16 protein-coding genes are annotated in these 18,381 nt (G+C 58.7%); 10 read left to right on the forward strand and 6 right to left on the reverse strand.

The window, feature by feature from the left end:
* Positions 1-27: 27 nt before the first annotated feature.
* Together FXO12_RS19360 and FXO12_RS19365 are read left to right on the forward strand one after the other, a co-directional pair.
* Positions 28-1,923 carry an FTR1 family protein gene (locus tag FXO12_RS19360; RefSeq protein WP_054896007.1) on the forward strand — a complete coding sequence of 632 codons (1,896 nt, stop codon included), beginning with the start codon at positions 28-30 and terminating at the stop codon, positions 1,921-1,923.
* 1 nt (position 1,924) lies between these two features.
* Positions 1,925-2,380: a YaiI/YqxD family protein gene (locus FXO12_RS19365; RefSeq protein ID WP_034129032.1), complete on the forward strand. Its 456-nt coding sequence runs from the start codon at positions 1,925-1,927 to the stop codon at positions 2,378-2,380.
* A gap of 146 nt (positions 2,381-2,526) precedes the next feature.
* Here the strand turns inward: FXO12_RS19365 and elbB are convergent, their stop codons facing one another.
* Entirely contained in the window at positions 2,527-3,192 is a 666-nt protein-coding gene (gene elbB, locus FXO12_RS19370; RefSeq protein ID WP_034129031.1) for an isoprenoid biosynthesis glyoxalase ElbB, read from the reverse strand.
* A 115-nt stretch (positions 3,193-3,307) separates the two neighbouring features.
* Here elbB and FXO12_RS19375 point away from each other — a divergent pair, with 115 nt between their 5' ends.
* Positions 3,308-4,543, forward strand: coding sequence for a sterol desaturase family protein (locus FXO12_RS19375; RefSeq protein ID WP_034129030.1), 1,236 nt, complete (start codon positions 3,308-3,310; stop codon positions 4,541-4,543).
* Here the strand turns inward: FXO12_RS19375 and FXO12_RS19380 are convergent.
* Positions 4,524-5,159 carry a DedA family protein gene (locus FXO12_RS19380; RefSeq protein ID WP_034129029.1) on the reverse strand — a complete coding sequence of 212 codons (636 nt, stop codon included), beginning with the start codon at positions 5,157-5,159 and terminating at the stop codon, positions 4,524-4,526. The two genes, FXO12_RS19375 and FXO12_RS19380, sit on opposite strands and share 20 nt — an antisense overlap.
* Before the next feature lie 208 nt (positions 5,160-5,367).
* On the opposite strand from FXO12_RS19380, the gene hemB reads away from it, so the two are divergent.
* Both hemB and ppk1 read left to right on the forward strand, forming a co-directional pair.
* Positions 5,368-6,381: a porphobilinogen synthase gene (gene hemB / locus FXO12_RS19385; RefSeq protein ID WP_057975313.1), complete on the forward strand. Its 1,014-nt coding sequence runs from the start codon at positions 5,368-5,370 to the stop codon at positions 6,379-6,381.
* A gap of 18 nt (positions 6,382-6,399) precedes the next feature.
* Positions 6,400-8,622 (forward strand): polyphosphate kinase 1, encoded by a 2,223-nt coding sequence (gene ppk1 / locus FXO12_RS19390; RefSeq protein WP_054896006.1) that lies wholly within the window; start codon positions 6,400-6,402, stop codon positions 8,620-8,622.
* Between the two features lie 139 nt (positions 8,623-8,761).
* Here ppk1 and ppx read toward each other — a convergent pair whose 3' ends face one another.
* On the reverse strand, positions 8,762-10,264 hold the full coding sequence (gene ppx / locus FXO12_RS19395) for an exopolyphosphatase (protein ID WP_003195352.1): 1,503 nt from the start codon (positions 10,262-10,264) through the stop codon (positions 8,762-8,764).
* 755 nt (positions 10,265-11,019) lie between these two features.
* Between ppx and FXO12_RS19400 the strand changes: the two genes are divergently transcribed.
* From FXO12_RS19400 to FXO12_RS19420, 5 genes are all read left to right on the forward strand, one after another.
* A complete protein-coding gene (locus tag FXO12_RS19400) occupies positions 11,020-11,679 on the forward strand; it encodes a DUF1120 domain-containing protein (RefSeq protein ID WP_054896005.1) in 660 nt (219 codons plus the stop codon).
* A gap of 115 nt (positions 11,680-11,794) precedes the next feature.
* Positions 11,795-12,454 (forward strand): DUF1120 domain-containing protein, encoded by a 660-nt coding sequence (locus FXO12_RS19405; RefSeq protein WP_157717968.1) that lies wholly within the window; start codon positions 11,795-11,797, stop codon positions 12,452-12,454.
* A gap of 105 nt (positions 12,455-12,559) precedes the next feature.
* Positions 12,560-13,261 (forward strand): fimbria/pilus chaperone family protein, encoded by a 702-nt coding sequence (locus FXO12_RS19410; protein ID WP_081095710.1) that lies wholly within the window; start codon positions 12,560-12,562, stop codon positions 13,259-13,261.
* Positions 13,262-13,267: 6 nt separating this feature from the next.
* The gene (locus FXO12_RS19415) at positions 13,268-15,772 is read left to right on the forward strand and encodes a fimbria/pilus outer membrane usher protein (RefSeq protein ID WP_267912086.1); all 2,505 of its coding nucleotides are present in this window, start codon (positions 13,268-13,270) and stop codon (positions 15,770-15,772) included.
* A gap of 10 nt (positions 15,773-15,782) precedes the next feature.
* Complete coding sequence (locus FXO12_RS19420; RefSeq protein ID WP_082631499.1) at positions 15,783-16,325, forward strand: hypothetical protein; 543 nt, start codon at positions 15,783-15,785, stop codon at positions 16,323-16,325.
* A gap of 4 nt (positions 16,326-16,329) precedes the next feature.
* On the opposite strand, the gene FXO12_RS19425 is transcribed toward FXO12_RS19420, so the two are convergent.
* From FXO12_RS19425 to FXO12_RS19435, 3 genes are read right to left on the reverse strand one after another with little or no spacing between them, the layout of a single operon-like run.
* Complete coding sequence (locus tag FXO12_RS19425; protein WP_034129024.1) at positions 16,330-17,067, reverse strand: amino acid ABC transporter ATP-binding protein; 738 nt, start codon at positions 17,065-17,067, stop codon at positions 16,330-16,332.
* Complete coding sequence (locus FXO12_RS19430; protein ID WP_034129023.1) at positions 17,054-17,704, reverse strand: amino acid ABC transporter permease; 651 nt, start codon at positions 17,702-17,704, stop codon at positions 17,054-17,056. The genes FXO12_RS19425 and FXO12_RS19430 overlap by 14 nt, the downstream gene beginning before the upstream one ends.
* Entirely contained in the window at positions 17,701-18,369 is a 669-nt protein-coding gene (locus FXO12_RS19435; protein ID WP_058426445.1) for an amino acid ABC transporter permease, read from the reverse strand. Before FXO12_RS19435 ends, FXO12_RS19430 begins: the two co-directional genes overlap by 4 nt.
* Positions 18,370-18,381 lie beyond the last annotated feature (12 nt).

Consider the following 18,381-nt stretch of genomic DNA (forward strand, 5'->3'; position numbering starts at 1 on the left):
CTTCGTATTTCCACTTGAGATTCATTCATGACCGCCCCTTTCCGCTTTCTCGCCTGGCTGCTGTTGCCGGCATTGCTGTCGTGCAGCCTCAATCTGTCGGCCGCGACCGCCGAGGGCGCGCCGCAAGCCCTGCATTTGCTTGACTACATTGGCGCCGACTACCCACCGACGGTAGAGGCGGGCAAGGTGGTGGATGACTCTGAATACCGCGAACAAGTCGAGTTTCTCGGGGTATTGCAGGGGCTGGTGGCGGAGTTGCCAGACAAGCCTGAGCGCGCCGAGCTGGTAAAGGGCGTTGATGAGCTGCTGGCCGCGGTCACTGCCCACCAGGACGGCGCGAGCGTTGCCCGCCAGGCTCGTCAATTGGGCGCCAAGCTGGCCGTGGCGTATGAAGTCAGCCAGGCCCCGGCCATCACGCCGGACCCGACGCGCGGCGCGCCGCTCTACGCCCAGCATTGTTCGGTGTGCCACGGCACAACGGGCGCCGGCGATGGCCCGGCAGGCGTGGGCATGACCCCACCGCCGGCTAACCTGCGCGATGCAACGCGCCTGGACCGCCTGAGCCTCTACGCGATCTATAACACCCTCGGCCTGGGCGTCGAAGGCACCGACATGCCGTCGTTCGCTGACCAATTGGACGACCGCCAGCGCTGGGACCTGGCAACCTATATCGCCGGCTTCACGGCCGACCCGGCCGCTGCCAAAGGCGAGCAGACATTCAACCTCGCCGACCTGGCCCGCCAGACCCCCACTGAAGTACTCGCCGCTGACGGCCCTGACGCTGCCACGACATTCCGCGCCCAGCGTGCGCAGCCGCCGCAGGTTCAGCGTGGCCCCGCGCAGTTGCTCGACTACACTGCCGCCACCCTGGACAAGAGCCTCGCGGCTTTCCGCAACGGCGACCATGAGCAGGCTTACGATCTATCCGTCGCAGCCTACCTGGAAGGCTTCGAGCTGGTGGAAAGCTCCCTGGATAACGTCGATGCCAATGTGCGCAAAGACACCGAGAAGGCCCTGATGGCCTATCGGCAATCGTTGCAGGACGGCTTGCCTATCGAGCAGGTGCAGCAGCGCTTGGATGCAGCCAAAGGCAAACTCACTGAATCGGCTGGTTTGCTGGGCGGCGATGGCCTGAGCTGGTCGTTGAGCTATATCTCCGGCTTGCTGATCCTGCTGCGTGAAGGCCTGGAAGCGATTCTGGTGCTGGCCGCGATCCTCGCCTTCCTGCGTAACACCGGCCAGCAATCGGCGGTACGCAGCGTCAACGTCGGCTGGGGCCTGGCGCTGTTGGCAGGTTTGGGTACCTGGGCCTTGGCGGCCTATGTCATTGACGTCAGCGGCGCCCAGCGTGAGTTGCTTGAGGGCTGCACGGCGTTGTTTGCCAGTGTGATGGTGCTATGGCTCGGCGTGTGGATGCACGACCGGCGTCACGCGGCGGCCTGGCAGGACTACATCAAGAGCAGCCTGGTGGGCGGCGGTGGGCGTTTCGGGTTTGCCGTGCTGGCGTTCTTCTCGGTATATCGCGAACTGTTCGAAGTGATCCTGTTCTACGAAACCCTGTGGCTGCAGGCCGGCCCTGCCGGGCACAACGCGGTGCTGGCCGGTGGTGCCACGGCGCTGGTGCTGCTGGTGGGCCTGGCCTGGGTGATCTTGCGCGGTTCGGCGAAGTTGCCCCTGGCGCTGTTCTTTGGCATCAACGCCGCGTTGCTGTGTGCGCTGTCGGTGGTGTTCGCCGGGCACGGTGTGAAAGCCTTGCAGGAAGCGGGCATTTTCGGCACGCGGCCAGTGGCGTTCTTTGACTTCGACTGGCTGGGCATCCACGCCGATGCGTACTCGTTGGGGGCACAGGCCGTGGCGATCCTGGCGATTGTGGTGTTGTATGGCCGTAGCCGCCTGACCGAAAAGCACCGGGCGGCGGCGTAGCATGCGCGTGTGGATCGACGCCGACGCCTGCCCTCGGGCGGCCAAGGACCAAGTGGTGAAGTTTGCCCTCAAGCGCCAGTTTGAGGTGGTGCTGGTCGCAGGGCAAAGCCAGATCAAGCCTAGCTTTGCCTGTGTGAAGCTGATCGTGGTGCCCAGCGGGCCGGATGCCGCCGATGATTACCTGGTGGAGCACGCCGTGCCCGGCGAACTGGTGATTTGCAGCGACGTGCCCTTGGCCGATCGACTGGTGAAGAAGGGCATCACGGCCCTCGACCCGCGTGGCAAGGAGTTCAGCCCTGCGAACATGAGCGAGCGGTTGGCGGTGCGCAACCTGTTCACCGACCTGCGCGAGCAAGGCCAGATGGGCGGCGGCCCGCCGCCCCACAGCGAAAAGGACAAGCAGGCGTTTGCCAATGCGCTGGACCGAATTCTTACCCGCTTGATGAAACCAGCCTGACCTGTGGCGAGGGAGCTTGCTCCCGCTGGGCTGTGCAGCAGCCCCAAAGCCGTCGTCAGTGTTTTATCTGAATCACCGCGTCAGCTTAGATGGGGCGGCTTCGCCACCCAGCGGGAGCAAGCTCCCTCGCCACAGGTGCATCCCCATCAGTCGTTTTCGTGGGTTAATTCCAATACCCGATCCACCAGCTTGTTGATGCCGGACGCCACCTCGCTGATGTTCTTGCCCAGCATATAGGCCGGTGTACTCACCAGCTTGCGCGCCTGGTCCTCGACGATATCCTCCACAGTGCATTCGACGTGGGTGGCGCCCATCTTGTCCAGGGCTGCGGCGGTGCTGGCATCGTTGCCGATGGTGCAGGTCACGCCAGGGCCGTAGATCTTGGCGGCCAGGGCCGGCGAAATGCAGATCAAACCCACCGGCTTGCCCGCTTCGGCAAAGGCTTCAGCCAGTGCCAGCACCTGGGGGTTGATGCTGCAGCCGGCGCCTTCCACGGCAAAGTTCGACAGGTTCTTGGCCGCGCCAAAACCGCCCGGCACGATCAGCGCGTCAAAGTCTGCGGCGTTGGCTTGGCCAATATCCTTCACGGCGCCTCGAGCGATGCGCGCGGATTCCACCAGCACATTGCGAGACTCGGGCATTTCTTCGCCCGTGAGGTGGTTGATCACGTGCAACTGCGCAACGTCGGGTGCAAAGCATTCCACTTGAGCGCCGCGCTGGTCCAGGCGCAGCAGGGTGATCACGCTTTCATGGATCTCTGCGCCGTCGTACACGCCACAGCCGGAAAGGATCACTGCAATCTTTTTGCTCATGGGCATTTCTCCTGATTCATGGCGTTAAATGTCTACTAATTTGTAACCTCTTGCCAATGGGAACTCACGTCGCTGCACCTAATCTTGATGTAACAAAAATAGACCGGACTAGCCCATGGACTTTGTGCCTTACGCAGTACCGTTTTTTATTGCCCTGATCGTGGTCGAGTTGCTGGCCGACCGTTGGCGTGGCGTGCGCAACTACCGAGTGGCGGATGCCATCAACAGCCTCAGCACCGGAGTGCTGTCCACCACCACAGGCTTGCTCACCAAGGGCGTGGGCCTGCTGACCTACGCGTTCGCCATCGAGCACCTGGCGCTGTTCGAATTGCCTGCCCAGAGTGCCTGGACCTGGGTGTTTGCCTTTGTGTTCTATGACTTCTGCTACTACTGGCTGCACCGCATGGGTCATGAGCGCAACATACTGTGGGCCGCGCATTCGGTGCATCACCAGAGCGAGGACTACAACCTCAGCACCGCTCTGCGCCAGACCAGCACCGGTTTCCTGCTGAGCTGGATCTTCTACTTGCCCCTGGCGGTGGTTGGTGTGCCACTGGTGGTGTTTATCAGCGTGGCGTCGCTCAACCTGCTGTATCAATTCTGGGTCCATACACGCCATGTTCCCAAGCTTGGCTGGTTCGAATGGTTTTTCGTCACACCGTCCAATCATCGGGCCCACCATGCGCAGAACGCTCTCTACATGGATCGCAACTACGGCGGGGTGTTCATTATTTGGGACCGACTGTTCGGTACCTTCCAGGAGGAAGACGATAACGAACCGGTGATTTTCGGTGTGACCACACCCTTGGCCAGCTGGAACCCGCTGTGGGCCAACCTGCAGTTTTATGCGCAACTCTGGAGTGACGCCCGGCGTACTGAGCGTTGGTGGGACAAGCTGCGTATCTGGTTCATGCGCACCGGCTGGCGCCCGGCGGACGTCAAGGCCAAGTACCCGATGGCCAAGCCGGACCTGAGTCAGTTCCGCAAATTCGAGGTGCCGCTGGATGTGCGCCAACAGGTCTACATCGCCTTGCAGTTTGCGGCCTATGTAGGGTTTGGCAGTTATCTGATGAATTTCGGTGAGGGCTTGCCCTCCACGGCGCTGGTCCTTGGCTGGGGCACGATGGCGCTGGGGTTGTTTACCCTGGGCGTGGCGCTGGAGAATCGCCCATGGGCGCTGAAGGCCGAGCTGGCGCGCCTGGCGCTGAATGTTCCCTTGGTATGGCTGGCGCCGCTGGTGGGGTTGTGGCCCGCCAGCAACCTGGGCTGGCTGGGCCTGGCGAGCTACAGCCTGCTCAGCATCATCGGCCTCTACTGTTGCAGAAGCCGGCTTACTCGGTTGGTGTCTTAGGCGTTTCGACCGAGGCTGGCTCGTTAGCCAGCCGAGCCTTGGCCTCGGCACAGGCTTGGCGGGCGATGCGGGCATTCTTGAAGCGACGGCGCAGCCACAGGCCAAAGCCCAGCACCAGCAAGGCGGCCAATACCCACAACTCGTATTTCTTGACGCTGCCGAGCATTCCTTCCAGCACTGCGCCGAAGTGATAGGCTGCCGCCCCCAGTGCCGCGGCCCAGATCGCCGCGCCAATACCGTTCAGAACCAGGTAGCGCAACGGTGGGTAGCCGGACAGGCCAATCGCCACGGGCATCACCGTGCGCAACCCGTATACGAAGCGGAAACTCAATACCCAGATATCCGGATGCTTGCGGATATGTTCCAGTGCCTTGTCGCCCATCAGTTGCCAGCGCGGCTTGCGCGCCAGCAACTTGCGGCCGTGCTTGCGCCCCATGTAGTACCAGAGCTGGTCGCCGGCGTAGCTGCCAAAAAAGGCAACGACCACCACCAGGTTGATATCCATGTAGCCACGGAACGCCAGGAAGCCTGCGAGTACAAGGATGGTCTCGCCTTCGAAGAACGTGCCGAGAAAGAGGGCAAAGTAGCCGAAGTCATGCAGAAATTGTTGAAGCATGGTCTAGGGTGCTGGCGAAATGAACGCGCAGCCTACGCCTTCACGAAGATTCATGAAAGTATCGAGATGTGTCACGAAGTGAACAATTCCTACGCAAATGACGAATGGGACTACAGGTCGTGTCGATAAGCACAACTGTCATTCATTCGTCATAATGGCCGCTTATAACTGCAACGCTCGCCCGTAAACACGGGCTCAGGAGTCTGTCGTGAGCTTTACCCCTGCCAATCGCCTGTTCCCCGCCACCCGTCTGCGTCGCAATCGTCGTGATGATTTTTCTCGTCGCCTGGTACGTGAAAATGTACTGACCACGAATGATCTGATCCTGCCGGTTTTCGTGCTCGACGGTGAAAATCGCCGGGAAGCGGTGGCGTCGATGCCGGGTGTGGAGCGTCTGACCATTGACCTGTTGCTTGAAGAGGCGGCGAAGTGGGTCGAATTGGGCATCCCGGCGCTGGCGCTGTTCCCGGTGACCCCGGCCGAACTCAAGACCCTGGACGCCGCCGAAGCCTGGAACCCCCAGGGGATTGCCCAGCGTGCCACCCGTGCCCTGCGCGAGCGTTTCCCGGAGCTGGGCGTGATCACCGACGTGGCCCTGGACCCTTTCACCACCCACGGCCAGGATGGCATTCTTGACGAAGACGGTTATGTTCAGAACGACATCACCGTCGATGCACTGGTCAAGCAGGCGTTGTCCCACGCGGCTGCGGGCGCCCAGGTGGTTGCACCGTCGGACATGATGGACGGACGCATCCAGGCGATTCGCGAAGCCCTTGAGCTGGCCGGTCACGTCAATGTGCGGATCATGGCCTACTCGGCCAAATACGCCAGCGCCTACTACGGCCCATTCCGCGATGCGGTAGGCTCGGCGCTGAACCTGGGCAAGGCCAACAAGGCCTCGTACCAGATGGACCCGGCCAACAGCCAGGAAGCCCTGCACGAAGTGGCCGCCGACCTGGCCGAAGGCGCCGATATGGTGATGGTCAAGCCGGGGATGCCTTACCTGGACATTCTTTACCGGGTCAAAGAGGAATTCAAAGTGCCGACCTTTGTCTATCAGGTCAGCGGTGAATACGCCATGCACATGGCGGCGATCCAGAATGGTTGGTTGAGTGAAGGGGTGATCCTCGAATCCCTGACTGCCTTTAAACGTGCCGGCGCTGATGGCATTCTGACCTACTTCGCCGCCCGCGCCGCCCAATTGCTTAGAGAGCAACAATAGCCCTCACAGGAACACTCGATGAATACCGAAGGACTCTCAGAAGTTGCCGTAAAAGACGCTCACCCGGTGGTTGAACAAGTCGCCCAGACCCCGCCGGAGCTGGAGCCTGCACCGCCTGCGGTGGTGGCCGAAGCGCCTGCGCCGGCGCCAGTGCCAGTGGTCACCAACCTGGATGACAGCAGCCTGTACATCCACCGCGAGTTGTCACAACTGCAATTCAACATCCGCGTGCTCGAGCAGGCGCTGGATGAGTCCTACCCCTTGCTGGAACGGCTGAAATTCCTGCTGATTTTCTCCAGCAACCTGGACGAGTTCTTCGAGATCCGTGTTGCCGGCCTCAAGAAGCAGATCACCTTCGCCCGTGAGCAAGCCGGTGCCGACGGCCTGCAACCGCACCAGGCCCTGGCGCGTATCAGTGAGCTGGTGCACGGCCATGTGGACCGCCAGTACGCGATCCTCAACGACATCCTGCTGCCGGAGCTGGAAAAGCATCAGGTCCGCTTCATTCGTCGTCGTCACTGGACCGCCAAGATCAAGACCTGGGTGCGCCGTTACTTCCGGGACGAAATTTCGCCGATCATCACGCCTATCGGCCTCGACCCGACGCACCCGTTCCCCTTGCTGGTGAACAAGAGCCTCAACTTCATCGTCGAACTCGAAGGTATCGACGCTTTCGGCCGCGATTCGGGCCTGGCGATCATTCCAGCGCCGCGTCTGTTGCCTCGGATCATCAAGGTACCGGAAGAGGTAGGGGGCGCTGGCGACAACTATGTATTCCTGTCGTCGATGATCCACGCGCACGCCGATGACCTGTTCCAGGGCATGAAGGTCAAGGGCTGCTACCAGTTCCGCCTGACTCGTAACGCCGACCTGGCGTTGGACTCCGAAGACGTTGAAGACTTGGCCCGTGCCCTGCGCGGCGAACTGTTCTCGCGGCGCTATGGCGATGCGGTGCGCCTGGAAGTGGCGGACACCTGCCCGAAACATTTGTCGGACTACCTGCTCAAGCAGTTCAACCTGGCCGAGTCGGAGCTGTACCAGGTCAACGGCCCTGTAAACCTGACGCGCCTGTTCAGCATCACCGGCTTGGACAGTCACCCGGAGCTGCAATACAAGCCGTTCACTCCGCAGATCCCGAAACTTTTGCAAAACAGCGAGAACATCTTCAGCGTGGTGAGCAAGCAGGACATCCTGCTGCTGCACCCCTTCGAGTCGTTCACCCCGGTGGTCGACCTGCTGCGCCAGGCTGCCAAGGACCCGCACGTCCTGGCCGTGCGCCAGACCCTGTACCGCAGCGGTGCCAACTCGGAAATCGTCGATGCGTTGGTGGATGCTGCGCGTAACGGCAAGGAAGTCACCGCGGTGATCGAGTTGCGGGCGCGCTTTGACGAGGAGTCCAACCTGCAACTGGCCAGCCGCCTGCAAGCGGCCGGTGCGGTGGTGATCTACGGCGTGGTCGGCTTCAAGACCCACGCCAAGATGATGTTGATTCTGCGCCGTGAGGCCGGTGAAATTGTGCGTTACGCCCACTTGGGTACCGGCAACTACCACGCCGGCAACGCGAAGCTCTACACCGACTACAGCCTGCTGACATCCGATGACGCGCTGTGTGAAGACGTCGGCAAGTTGTTCAGCCAGTTGATCGGCATGGGCAAGACCTTGCGCATGAAGAAGCTGCTGCACGCGCCGTTCACCCTCAAGAAGGGCATGCTCGACATGATTGCCCGCGAGACCCAGTTCGCTCTCGACGGTAAACCGGCGCACATCATCGCCAAGTTCAACTCGCTGACCGATCCTAAGATCATCCGCGCGCTGTACAAGGCCAGCCAGTCCGGTGTGCGCATCGACCTGGTGGTGCGTGGCATGTGCTGCCTGCGCCCCGGCATTGTGGGCGTGTCGCATAACATCCACGTGCGCTCGATCATCGGCCGCTTCCTGGAGCACACACGCGTGTTCTACTTCCTCAACGGCGGCGAAGAGCAGATGTTCCTCTCCAGCGCCGACTGGATGGAACGCAACCTCGACAAGCGTGTGGAGACCTGCTTCCCGGTAGAAGGCAAGAAGCTGATCATGCGGGTCAAGAAGGAGCTGGAAAGCTACCTGACCGACAACACCCATAGCTGGAGCCTGCAGTCGGATGGGCGCTACGTGCGTAACACGCCGACCGGCAACCAGAACCCGCGCAGCGCGCAGGCGACGTTGCTGGAGAAGTTGGGTAGCCCGATTCTGACGGTGAACTAGCCCAGGCATACGCAATTCCATGTGGGAGTGGGCTTGCTCGCGAATGCGGTGTGTCAGTCAATGCATCTGGTGACTGATCCACTGCATTCGCGAGCAAGCCCGCTCCCACATTTGTTCTGCAGAATGCTTTTAGATTTGCTTAGCGCAGGTTCAGGCTGAACCCTACCCGCGTCAGCCATTCCGCTTCCTGGGCGAAGTCCGCCTGGGTCAGCTGGTTTTCATCCAGCCAGCCTTTGGGGAACATCACTTCCAGGCTATCGCCATCGGCGTGCAGTTTGACCTGGGGCATTTCCTGGGTGCCGCGGATGTGGTGGAACAGGATTGCAAAGCGCAGCAGCGCACACAGGCGGATCAGCTTGATGCCGTCTTTACCGAACTCGGCAAACTTGTCCTTGGGAATATTGCGACGATGGCCGCGTACCAGCAGCGCGAGCATCTGTTGGTCTTCCCGCGAGAAACCGGCCAGGTCCGAGTGTTCGATCAGGTACGCGCCGTGCTTGTGATAATGGTAGTGGGCGATGTCCAGGCCGACCTCATGCACCTTGGCTGCCCAGCCGAGTAACTCGCGCCAGACGCCGTCTTCCAGGTCCCAGTCCTCGGCCACCTGGTCGAAGGCGTGCAAGGCTTTGCGCTCGACGCGGGCGGCTTGCTCCAGGTCGACGTGGTAACGCTCCATCAGCGAGCTGAGGGTGCGCTCTCGCACGTCTTCATGATGGTGCCGGCCCAGCAGGTCGTAGAGCACACCTTCGCGCAGGGCGCCGTCACAGTGGTCCATGCGTTGCAGTTCGAGGGCGTCAAAGATGGCTTCGAGAATCGCCAGGCCCGCAGGGAAAATGGCGCGACGGTCGGGCTTGATGCCGTCGAAGTCGATTTTCTCTGCATCCCCCAGCTTGAACAGCTTGCGCTTGAGCCACGCCAGGCCTTCGGCGTTCACCTCACCGGTGCCATGGCCACCGGCCTTCAAGGCCAGGCCAATGGCACGGATGGTGCCGGACGAGCCGATGGCTTCATCCCAGGTCAGACGATGCAAGGCATGTTCGATGCTCATGATTTCCAGGCGTGCTGCGGTGTAGGCCTGGGCATAACGCGCCGGGGTGATCTTGCCATCCTTGAAATAACGCTGGGTGAAACTCACACACCCCATCTGCAGGCTTTCACGCAGTAGGGGTTCGAAACGCTGGCCGATAATGAACTCGGTGCTGCCACCGCCAATGTCTGCCACCAGGCGTTTGCCGGGCGTGTCGGCCAGGGTGTGGGACACGCCGAGGTAGATCAGGCGTGCCTCTTCACGGCCCGAGATGACTTCCACCGGATGCCCGAGGATTTCCTCGGCGCGATGGATGAATTCGTTGCGGTTGCGCGCTTCGCGCAAGGCGTTGGTGCCAACGATACGCACCGCGCCAGGGGGCATGCCGTTGATCAGTTGCGCGAAACGCTTGAGGCAATCGAGCCCGCGCTGCATGGATTCTTCATTGAGCTTGCGCTCGTCGTCGATCCCGGCGGCCAGTTGCACCTTCTCGCCGAGCCGCTCAAGGATGCGGATCTCGCCGTTCTGGGCCTTGGCCACGACCATATGAAAGCTGTTGGAGCCCAGGTCGATGGCGGCGATCAAGGACAGATTCTTGGCTTGGGATTGCGGCATGGTTTGGGGGTCTCGGTCGATAACCTTGCCATCGTGCCACGATCGACGGCTGGCGCCAACGCGTAGTGCCAGAGGAATTTTCCCCAATCACTCATCAGAAATTGTGAATGCCGCTTGTAGGAGGTGGTTGCGATAGCTGTGTTATTGGGTCAGGAGTCGCTGTAGTTAATAACTTGCAGTGTGCGTAATTTCTGGATGGTCAACTTAGTCCTACATGTGTATGCATATTTGTCTTGGTTTTTTGTGTTTGCTCCTACAGTAAACAATCTAAATGTGAGCCGTTTTCGCAGAGCTGTCTTACGTTGATTGAGGTATTTTTCCGGCTTAATTATTTATGTGTGGCGCCGATACTGCCGGTCGGCAATTAAGCCGTGGCGGTAATTATTTGTCGCTCAGGGCTTGTACAAGGGGGTAGTTATGCGTGTGGGGTTAAACAAGTGAACACCTCACATCGCTGACTATAGGTGCTGTTTTTACATATTCAGGAAATTAAGGTGCTCAGATGAAGAGCAAAGTGTCAGTGCCGGCGGGACTGCTTCTGGCTGCTGTAGATTTAAGCGTCGAAGCAGCCAATCTACGAGTGAAGGGTATTAATGGCCCCGCCCGTTGCAGTTTAACACTATGAGTTCGATGGCAAGCAGCCTGCGCTAGAGCTGTGTTATTTCCGATAGTTGTTGTGTCGGCAGTTTTAGTGATGAGCGATATCGGTTTTTTGCTAGCGAATCCATTTCTATGTCTATGCAGGATGTAAGATCATGAAAGTAAAGTTTGTTTTGGTGGCAGGTATGGTGCTTTCGGTGGCTAGTCTGAGTGCTCAGGCCTCAGAGTTGCGCGTAAAGGGGGCCATTGTTCCTGCCAGTTGCAGTTTTACAATGACTAATGCCGTTTTCGATTATGGTGATATCCGGCCGTCGAGCCTAAGCGAAACTCAGTATACGCGTTTGACGGCGAAGTCTACGCCGTTCGCTGTTAAATGCGAGGGAAGTGCACTTACTGCGGTTGGGCTCAAGGCAGTGGATAATCGTTCATCCAGCAAAGTGCCAGGTATCGTTAGCTCAATAGACCAGGGCTACACTGATAACTACAACTATGGATTGGGTTTGTCGTCCAAAGGACAAAAAATAGGGGGTTATGCCGTACATGTTCAAAACTCTATTGCTGATGGGCGAACCGTCCGTACAGTGACTTCCGCAGACAATGGCAATACATGGACGAACTATCGAAGTAACGCGTTGGGTCAAGGCGGCGATGTCATTGCCTGGTGGGGTGGTTCAGGAGCGCAAACACCACTTAAGGTTAATTCGGTATCGGGGAATATTCAGATTATCACCTTTATTAATAAAAAGTCCGCGCTCGATGTGGGCAGTAAAATTGAGTTGGACGGTCACGCAACCTTGGAGCTTCGTTACCTCTAGGCTCCTATTCGTACTTCCTTGATCAGATAATTCGCATCGGTGTGTGGGTGATAGCGCAGGCCTAATTGTCATCGGGTTTGATCTGATATTTATCGTTATGTTGAGAGTGCTAAAAATGAATAAGACGATGTTTGTAATGAGTGTCGCGTGCTTGGCGTCCCTTGGTTTTCATGCTCAAGCTGCTGACCTGAGTGTGAAAGGAACGATTGCCCCCGTCAGCTGCAGTTTCACGATAACCAATTCGGTTTTTGACTACGGAAGGATTGACCCGAATTCCCTGAGCCCGACGCGTTATACACAGTTGGCTAAAAAGACAACGCCTTATTCGATCAAGTGTGCCAGCAATGTCAAGACAACGGTGGCGATCAGGGCGTCGGACAATCGTGCAAGCTCTCGAATTCCCGGCATGATGCTCAGTCTTTTTGGCAGTAATTATAAAGATATTTATAACTTCGGATTGGGTGCTACGTCCCAAGGGCAAAAGATTGGTGGGTATCTGATCCACTTACGTAATTCTGTGGCGGACGGTGTAGCGGTGGGGATTGTTGGTTCCGAGAATAATGGCGGATATTGGCATACGAATAGCACCCAAGCCGTCGGCCATACCTCCAACCTTACGGCTTGGCGGGCAGGAAATGTCTACGCACCTATCAAGCTTAATACGGTGGCAGGCCAAATTGAAGTGTTGCCTGTTATCAATAAAACATCAGAGTTAAATATGAGTAATCAGATTAATCTGGACGGTCAGGCTACTTTAGAGCTGCGCTATCTATAACTAGGTTCGGAAAGGGGCCGAGCAGAGCCACGCTTTATTAAGCGGGCTTTGTGTCGGCCAATATTTCTTTCGCAAAGCCTGTGCGCACAAGTGGGTAGTGAAGTGATGGTTAAAAGATTTCTTAAATCATGCTTGTTAATAGGTTTTTTCTTGCCGGCGGTGCTGTTCGCCGACGGTATGCGTCCTGATACCACCGTCATTGTGCTACATGAGGCAGAAGGTGAAGTCAGCATTAACGTCACCAACACGGATAGCAGTCCGGCACTGCTGCACTCGGTTATTGAGGATGTCCCGGAAGATACCGAGCAACTGATTGTTGTCACCCCACCGGTCACACGTGTGGATGCAGGAGAGCGTCAGATGGTGCGGTTTCTTTCAATAGGCACCGAACCACTCAAGACCCAGCGCCTGAAGCGTGTGTCCTTCGAAGGAATTCCTCAGGCACAACCTGGTTCTGGTGCGACCATTGGTATCAGCCTTCGGCAGAACCTTCCGCTGATCCTGCATCCCAAAGGCTTGCCAAAGAACGATGCGCCTTGGGAGCTACTGACCTGGCATCTTCAGGCCAACGTCTTGAGTGTGCGCAACGACAGCCCCTACGTAGTTCGCTTGGCGGCAGACGTCCGTCTTAATCCGCAACGAGTGACGGCCAGCCTTGCTCGTACCTACGTGCTGCCTGGCGAAGTATTGCAGGTGGCCTTGGACAAGCCTGTACCCGGTGCGACCTCGGTCACCCTTGAACCCGCGACCGTCTACGGCTTCGCTGTCGATAGCTACGATGCGCTGCTCATCACGAATGCGCCGTGACCGTTCATGAACACAACCAATGGCAGTTTCGGTGCAGTTCCCGACGACTTGAATCATGTACAAAAGCGTGAGGCGCTTTTCAGGCGAAGCGGGCTGAGCCTGTCGGTGTGCATGGCAATGATGGCGGTGGTGGTCACGGATGCTTCTGCCGCCCGTGTATCGAGCATTTCCGGGTTCGACTTGGAAACGCTGCAGGCGCGGGGTATCAGCCCTTCGGTTGCCCACTATTTTCGTCATGCGCCACGTTTCAGTGAGGGTGTGAGGGTCGTGGACCTGCACGTCAACGGTGAGCGGATAGGCTTGACGGATGCTCGGTTCGATAAAGAAGGTGAGCTATGCTTTACCCGTAGTTTGCTTGATCGTGGCAGCTTGCGGGTACCTTCTTCGGTGATCGACAAAAGTGTCCCCCCCGAGCAAGCCTGTCATGACTTCAAAGCCGAATACCCTGAGACAGTAACGACATTGCGTCCTGGCAACGAAGAGGTGTCGTTGGTGGTGCCTACGCAAGCGCTGCGAGACGTTCAGCGAGACTCCGGCAGCTATGCGCGCGGAGGCACGGCAGCGCTACTCAATTACGACGTCCAGGCAATCAACAGTCATTCCAGGGCGGATACCTATCGGTATCTTTCAGCCTCCACAGAGGTGGGCTTCAATTTTGGCGATTGGATTGCCCGCAGCCGCCAGCTTTATATTTCCAACGATCGCCGCACAACGGCCGAACACCTTTTCGCCTATGCACAACGGGATTTCTTGCCTTTGGCTTCGACCTTCCAGGTCGGTCAGATATCGAGCAATAACCCGGTGTTTGGGGGAGTACAACTGACGGGCGCGCAGATTTTTCCCGATGGTATTGAAAGTGGTGGCAGTCACAATGGCGTGGTAGTCGAGGGGCGAGCCCTGAGCCAGTCAAGGGTGGAAGTACGGCAATCCGGCGCGTTGATCTATACCACGGTCGTTCCTGAGGGGCCTTTTACGCTGACCAATCTGCCCTTGCTCAACGGCACCAGCGACCTTCAGGTCACGGTGATAGAGACCCAGGGCGGGCAGCGCAGTTTTATCGTGCCGGCTGCTACGTTCCGCGCAGTGGTCCCCGTGAAGTCTGGATATACAGCTTCTTTGGGCAAGATCCGCGAGGTGGAGGGGAGAGGGGCCAAAGAGCCCCTGCTGGCCATGGCCAGTGGTACGTGGGCTGTGGGCAAGGACAGCGCGGTCAGCGCAGGGGTACAAGGTACCGATAGCTACAATGCGGTGGGGCTTGCCCTGGACAGCAGCTTTTCCCAGCGCTTTTCCCTGGGGGTGCGTAACAACTTGTCCCGGGATCATTCAACAAACGTACAAGGCGCGCGCAACAGTGTGTCTGTGAGCGTGGGCCTGCCTGCGAATGTACAGATGTCCTTGAGTGCCACTGCGCAGACACCGGGCTATCGTGACGTCATCGATACAGTGACGCCTCATGTAAACGATGTGGATGGCTCGCGATTCAAGAACCAGTACACCGTAGGATTCAGTTGGGCGGACCCTCAGTTGGGTGGCTTCTCAATCGGTTATAACCGGGGGGCCGATTTCAAGAGCCGGATTACCCAGAATATCTACGGCACGTGGAACAAGAGTTTCAGATATGCCAGTGTCGGTGTAACCGTGGACTCTCAGATTGGCCAGTCCAACAGTGCCGATGACCGGAACGATGACGGACTGGGTATTCGACTGCAGGTCAGTGTTCCCCTGGGCCGTGATCGGAGCCTCAGCGCATTCGCTCGACGTCAGGGAGAGCGCTCCAGTATCGGCACTGCCTATGATGAGCGTGTCGACGAGACGCTGAACTACCAGATACGCAGCGACAGAGACTTCGCAGGGCATCGTGAGCACACCCTGGGCGGCACGCTCAACGCGTCTTCTCGTTACGCGCAAGTGGGGCTGGGGCTGAATCGTGACTCGTCCAGCACCAGTTACTCCGGGCAATTGCAAGGGGCGGTGGTCGCCCATTCTGAAGGTTTCACATTGTCGCCGTATCGGGTTGAGGACACGTTTGGCGTGGTCTCGGTGGGCGAGGTTGCCGGTGCTCGTCTTACCACACCTCAAGGGCCGGTTTGGACCGACCCGTGGGGCAAGGCTGTGATCGCCAGTTTGCCGGCTTATCAGTCGAGCGTGTTGGAGCTGGAAGGCAAAAGCCTACCTCGCCAGATGGATATCAAGAACGGTACCAAGGTCCTGGAAGCGGGCCGTGGGTCCTTCAACAGGGTCGATTTCGAAGTAATCGACGTACGCCGGGTACTGCTGCGCGCTACGGATATGCACGGCAAACCATTGCCTCAGGGCGCTGCCGTGCTGGGGCCAGAAAATGCATTGCTGACCACGGTGGTTGGGGATGGGATGATTTTTCTCAGCAACGTCGACGCCCCCCAGTCCCTTAAAGTCTCTTCCAGCACAGTGTCCTGCGCGCTGCAACTCGACCTTCCGGAGCAAACCTATAATGGCAAATTCTACGAAACCGCTTCGGCGGTCTGTCGGTGAGATGGCCCGCATGAACGAGTGGCGTATCGGGTGCCTCAAAAGCTTGGGGCTGTTGTTGAGCGGCCTTTTACTGGCAGCGCCGGCAAGCGCTGCGAACTGCCGCCTGTCCCTGAGCCAGCCCATCATCGATTACGGCCTGCTTCGCCCAGGCGAACAGCTCGAAAACCGGGGTGCTTCGCTGGGAAAGCGTATGGTACGTCTGAACGTGATCTGCGTGGAGGCTGCGGTGATTGCGCTACGTTTTCAAGGCGTGCCGGCCAATGAGACTGGCTACAGGTTTGGACGCCAGGGTTTTTTCAACCTGACGCTTCAGCATCCTCAACTCGACGGTAAACCCATCGAGTTAGCGCAATGGCACAACCCTACCGAACGGGACGCCCAGCTACGCCCAGGCCAATCTCTGGTAGTGCTGGTCGGCGGAGTCCCTGCCAGAGGCCACGCTTTTTCGGCGCAGGTGCAAGTAGACACCTGGCTATCGAGCACAGCCACTGCTGTTGGCAATAAAACCACATACGAGGGCAATGGGCGTTTCGAGCTGGTGTCCGGTGGCTGAGTCCTCAGGCAGGTGATCCATGGCTGCCGATGAAGTTTGCCAGCTCGGCAGATTGCGGATGTGCAAACAGCACTTTCGGATCGCCCACTTCATGCACCTTTCCCTGGTGCATGAACACCAACTTATCCCCAACCTCCCGGGCAAAACGCATTTCGTGGGTCACCATGATCAGGGTCATGCCGTCTTTAGCCAGTTGGCGCACCACGCTGAGCACTTCATTGACCAGCTCAGGGTCCAGGGCCGATGTGATTTCATCGCACAGCAGCACTTTGGGTGACATGGCCAGTGCGCGGGCAATGGCGACTCGCTGTTGCTGGCCACCGGACAGTCGATCAGGGAAAGCGTCGAACTTCTCGCCCAGGCCTACCCGTTCCAGCATCTGCTTTGCCAACTGCACCGCTTTGGCCTTTGGCACTTTCTGCACCACTTGCGGCGCCAGCATCACGTTCTCGCCCACGGTCAGGTGCGGGAACAGATTGAATTGCTGGAACACCATGCCGACCTTCTGCCGCAGGCTGCGCAGGTCGGCGCGGGCCGCGTCGAGGTATTCACCATCGACTTCGATGACGCCGTCGTTGATCGACTCCAGACCATTGAGGGTGCGCAGCAAGGTGGACTTGCCCGAGCCGCTGCGGCCGATGATTGCCACCACCTGGCCTTCGTCCACCGTCAGGTCGATGCCCTTGAGCACGTGGTGATCGCCGTAATACTTATGCAGGGCAGAAATTCTAAGCAGAGGCATGCAGTCTCCTTTCCAGGTAGCGCGCACTGAGGGACAAGGGGTAGCAAAGCAGGAAGTAACCGAGGGCCACCAGGCCATAGACCATGAAGGGTTCGAAGGTGGCGTTGGCGAGCATGCCGCCCGTCTTGGTCAGTTCGGTGAAGCCGATGATCGAGGTCACGGCGGTGCCTTTGACCACCTGCACCGAGAAGCCCACTGTCGGCGCGACAGCAATACGTAGCGCCTGGGGCAAGATCACGTAGCGCAGTTGTTCAAGCGGGTTGAGGGCCAGGCTGGCCGAGGCTTCCCATTGGCCGTGGGCAATTGAGTCGACGCAGCCGCGCCATATTTCAGCCAGGTAAGCGCTGGTAAACAGGGTCAACGCAATCGCCGCTGCCAGCCAGGGCGATATGTCCACGCCGAGCAGGGCAACGCCGAAAAACACCAGGAACAGCTGCATCAGCAGTGGCGTGCCCTGGAACAGTTCGATATAGGCGCGGGCAATGTTGCGTGGGAACGCTTTGCGGCTGATGCGCAGGGTCATCACCAGTAAGCCGATCAGGCCGCCGCCCACAAACGCCACTAGTGATAGCAGCAGCGTCCATTGCAGGCCGGTAAGCAGGTTGCGCACGATGTCCCAGAACGAAAAATCACTCATCGGCTGTTCCTCATGACAAACCGTCGGCCGATCCAGTTGAGCAACTGGCGAATCATCAGCGCCATGCACAGGTACACCAGGGTGGTCAGGGCATAGGTTTCAAAGGCCCGGAAATTACGCGACTGGATAAAGTTGGCGGCAAAGCTCAGCTCTTCAGTCGCGATCTGCGAACACACCGCCGAGCCGAGCATCACGATGATGATCTGGCTGCTCAGGGCTGGCCACACCTTGCCCAGGGCTGGTAGCAACACCACATGGCGGAACGCCTCGAAGCGCGTCATTGCCAGCGCCGCGGCCGCTTCCAGTTGCCCCCGTGGGATGGCCTGGATACCCGCACGTATGATCTCGGTGGAGTACGCCCCCAGGTTGATTACCATCGCCAGCACAGCGGCTTGCCATTCGGTGATTTTCAACCCCAGGGACGGCAGTCCGAAGAAAATGAAGAACAGTTGCACCAGGAACGGCGTGTTGCGGATCAACTCGACATACACACCAAAGAGCCATGCAAACGGCTGGATCTTCCACGCCCGTACCACGGCGCCGACAGTGCCCAGTGCCACGCCGAGGATGGCGCCAATGGCCGTCAGCTCAAGGGTGAACAGCGCGCCACGCAGGAGCAGGTCGGTATTGGCCAGCACCGGCACAAAGTCGAATTGATAGGCCATCGTTGAGCTCCG

It is taken from the genome of Pseudomonas sp. J380 (genome assembly GCF_009827115.1).
Classification (GTDB): domain Bacteria; phylum Pseudomonadota; class Gammaproteobacteria; order Pseudomonadales; family Pseudomonadaceae; genus Aquipseudomonas; species Aquipseudomonas paracarnis.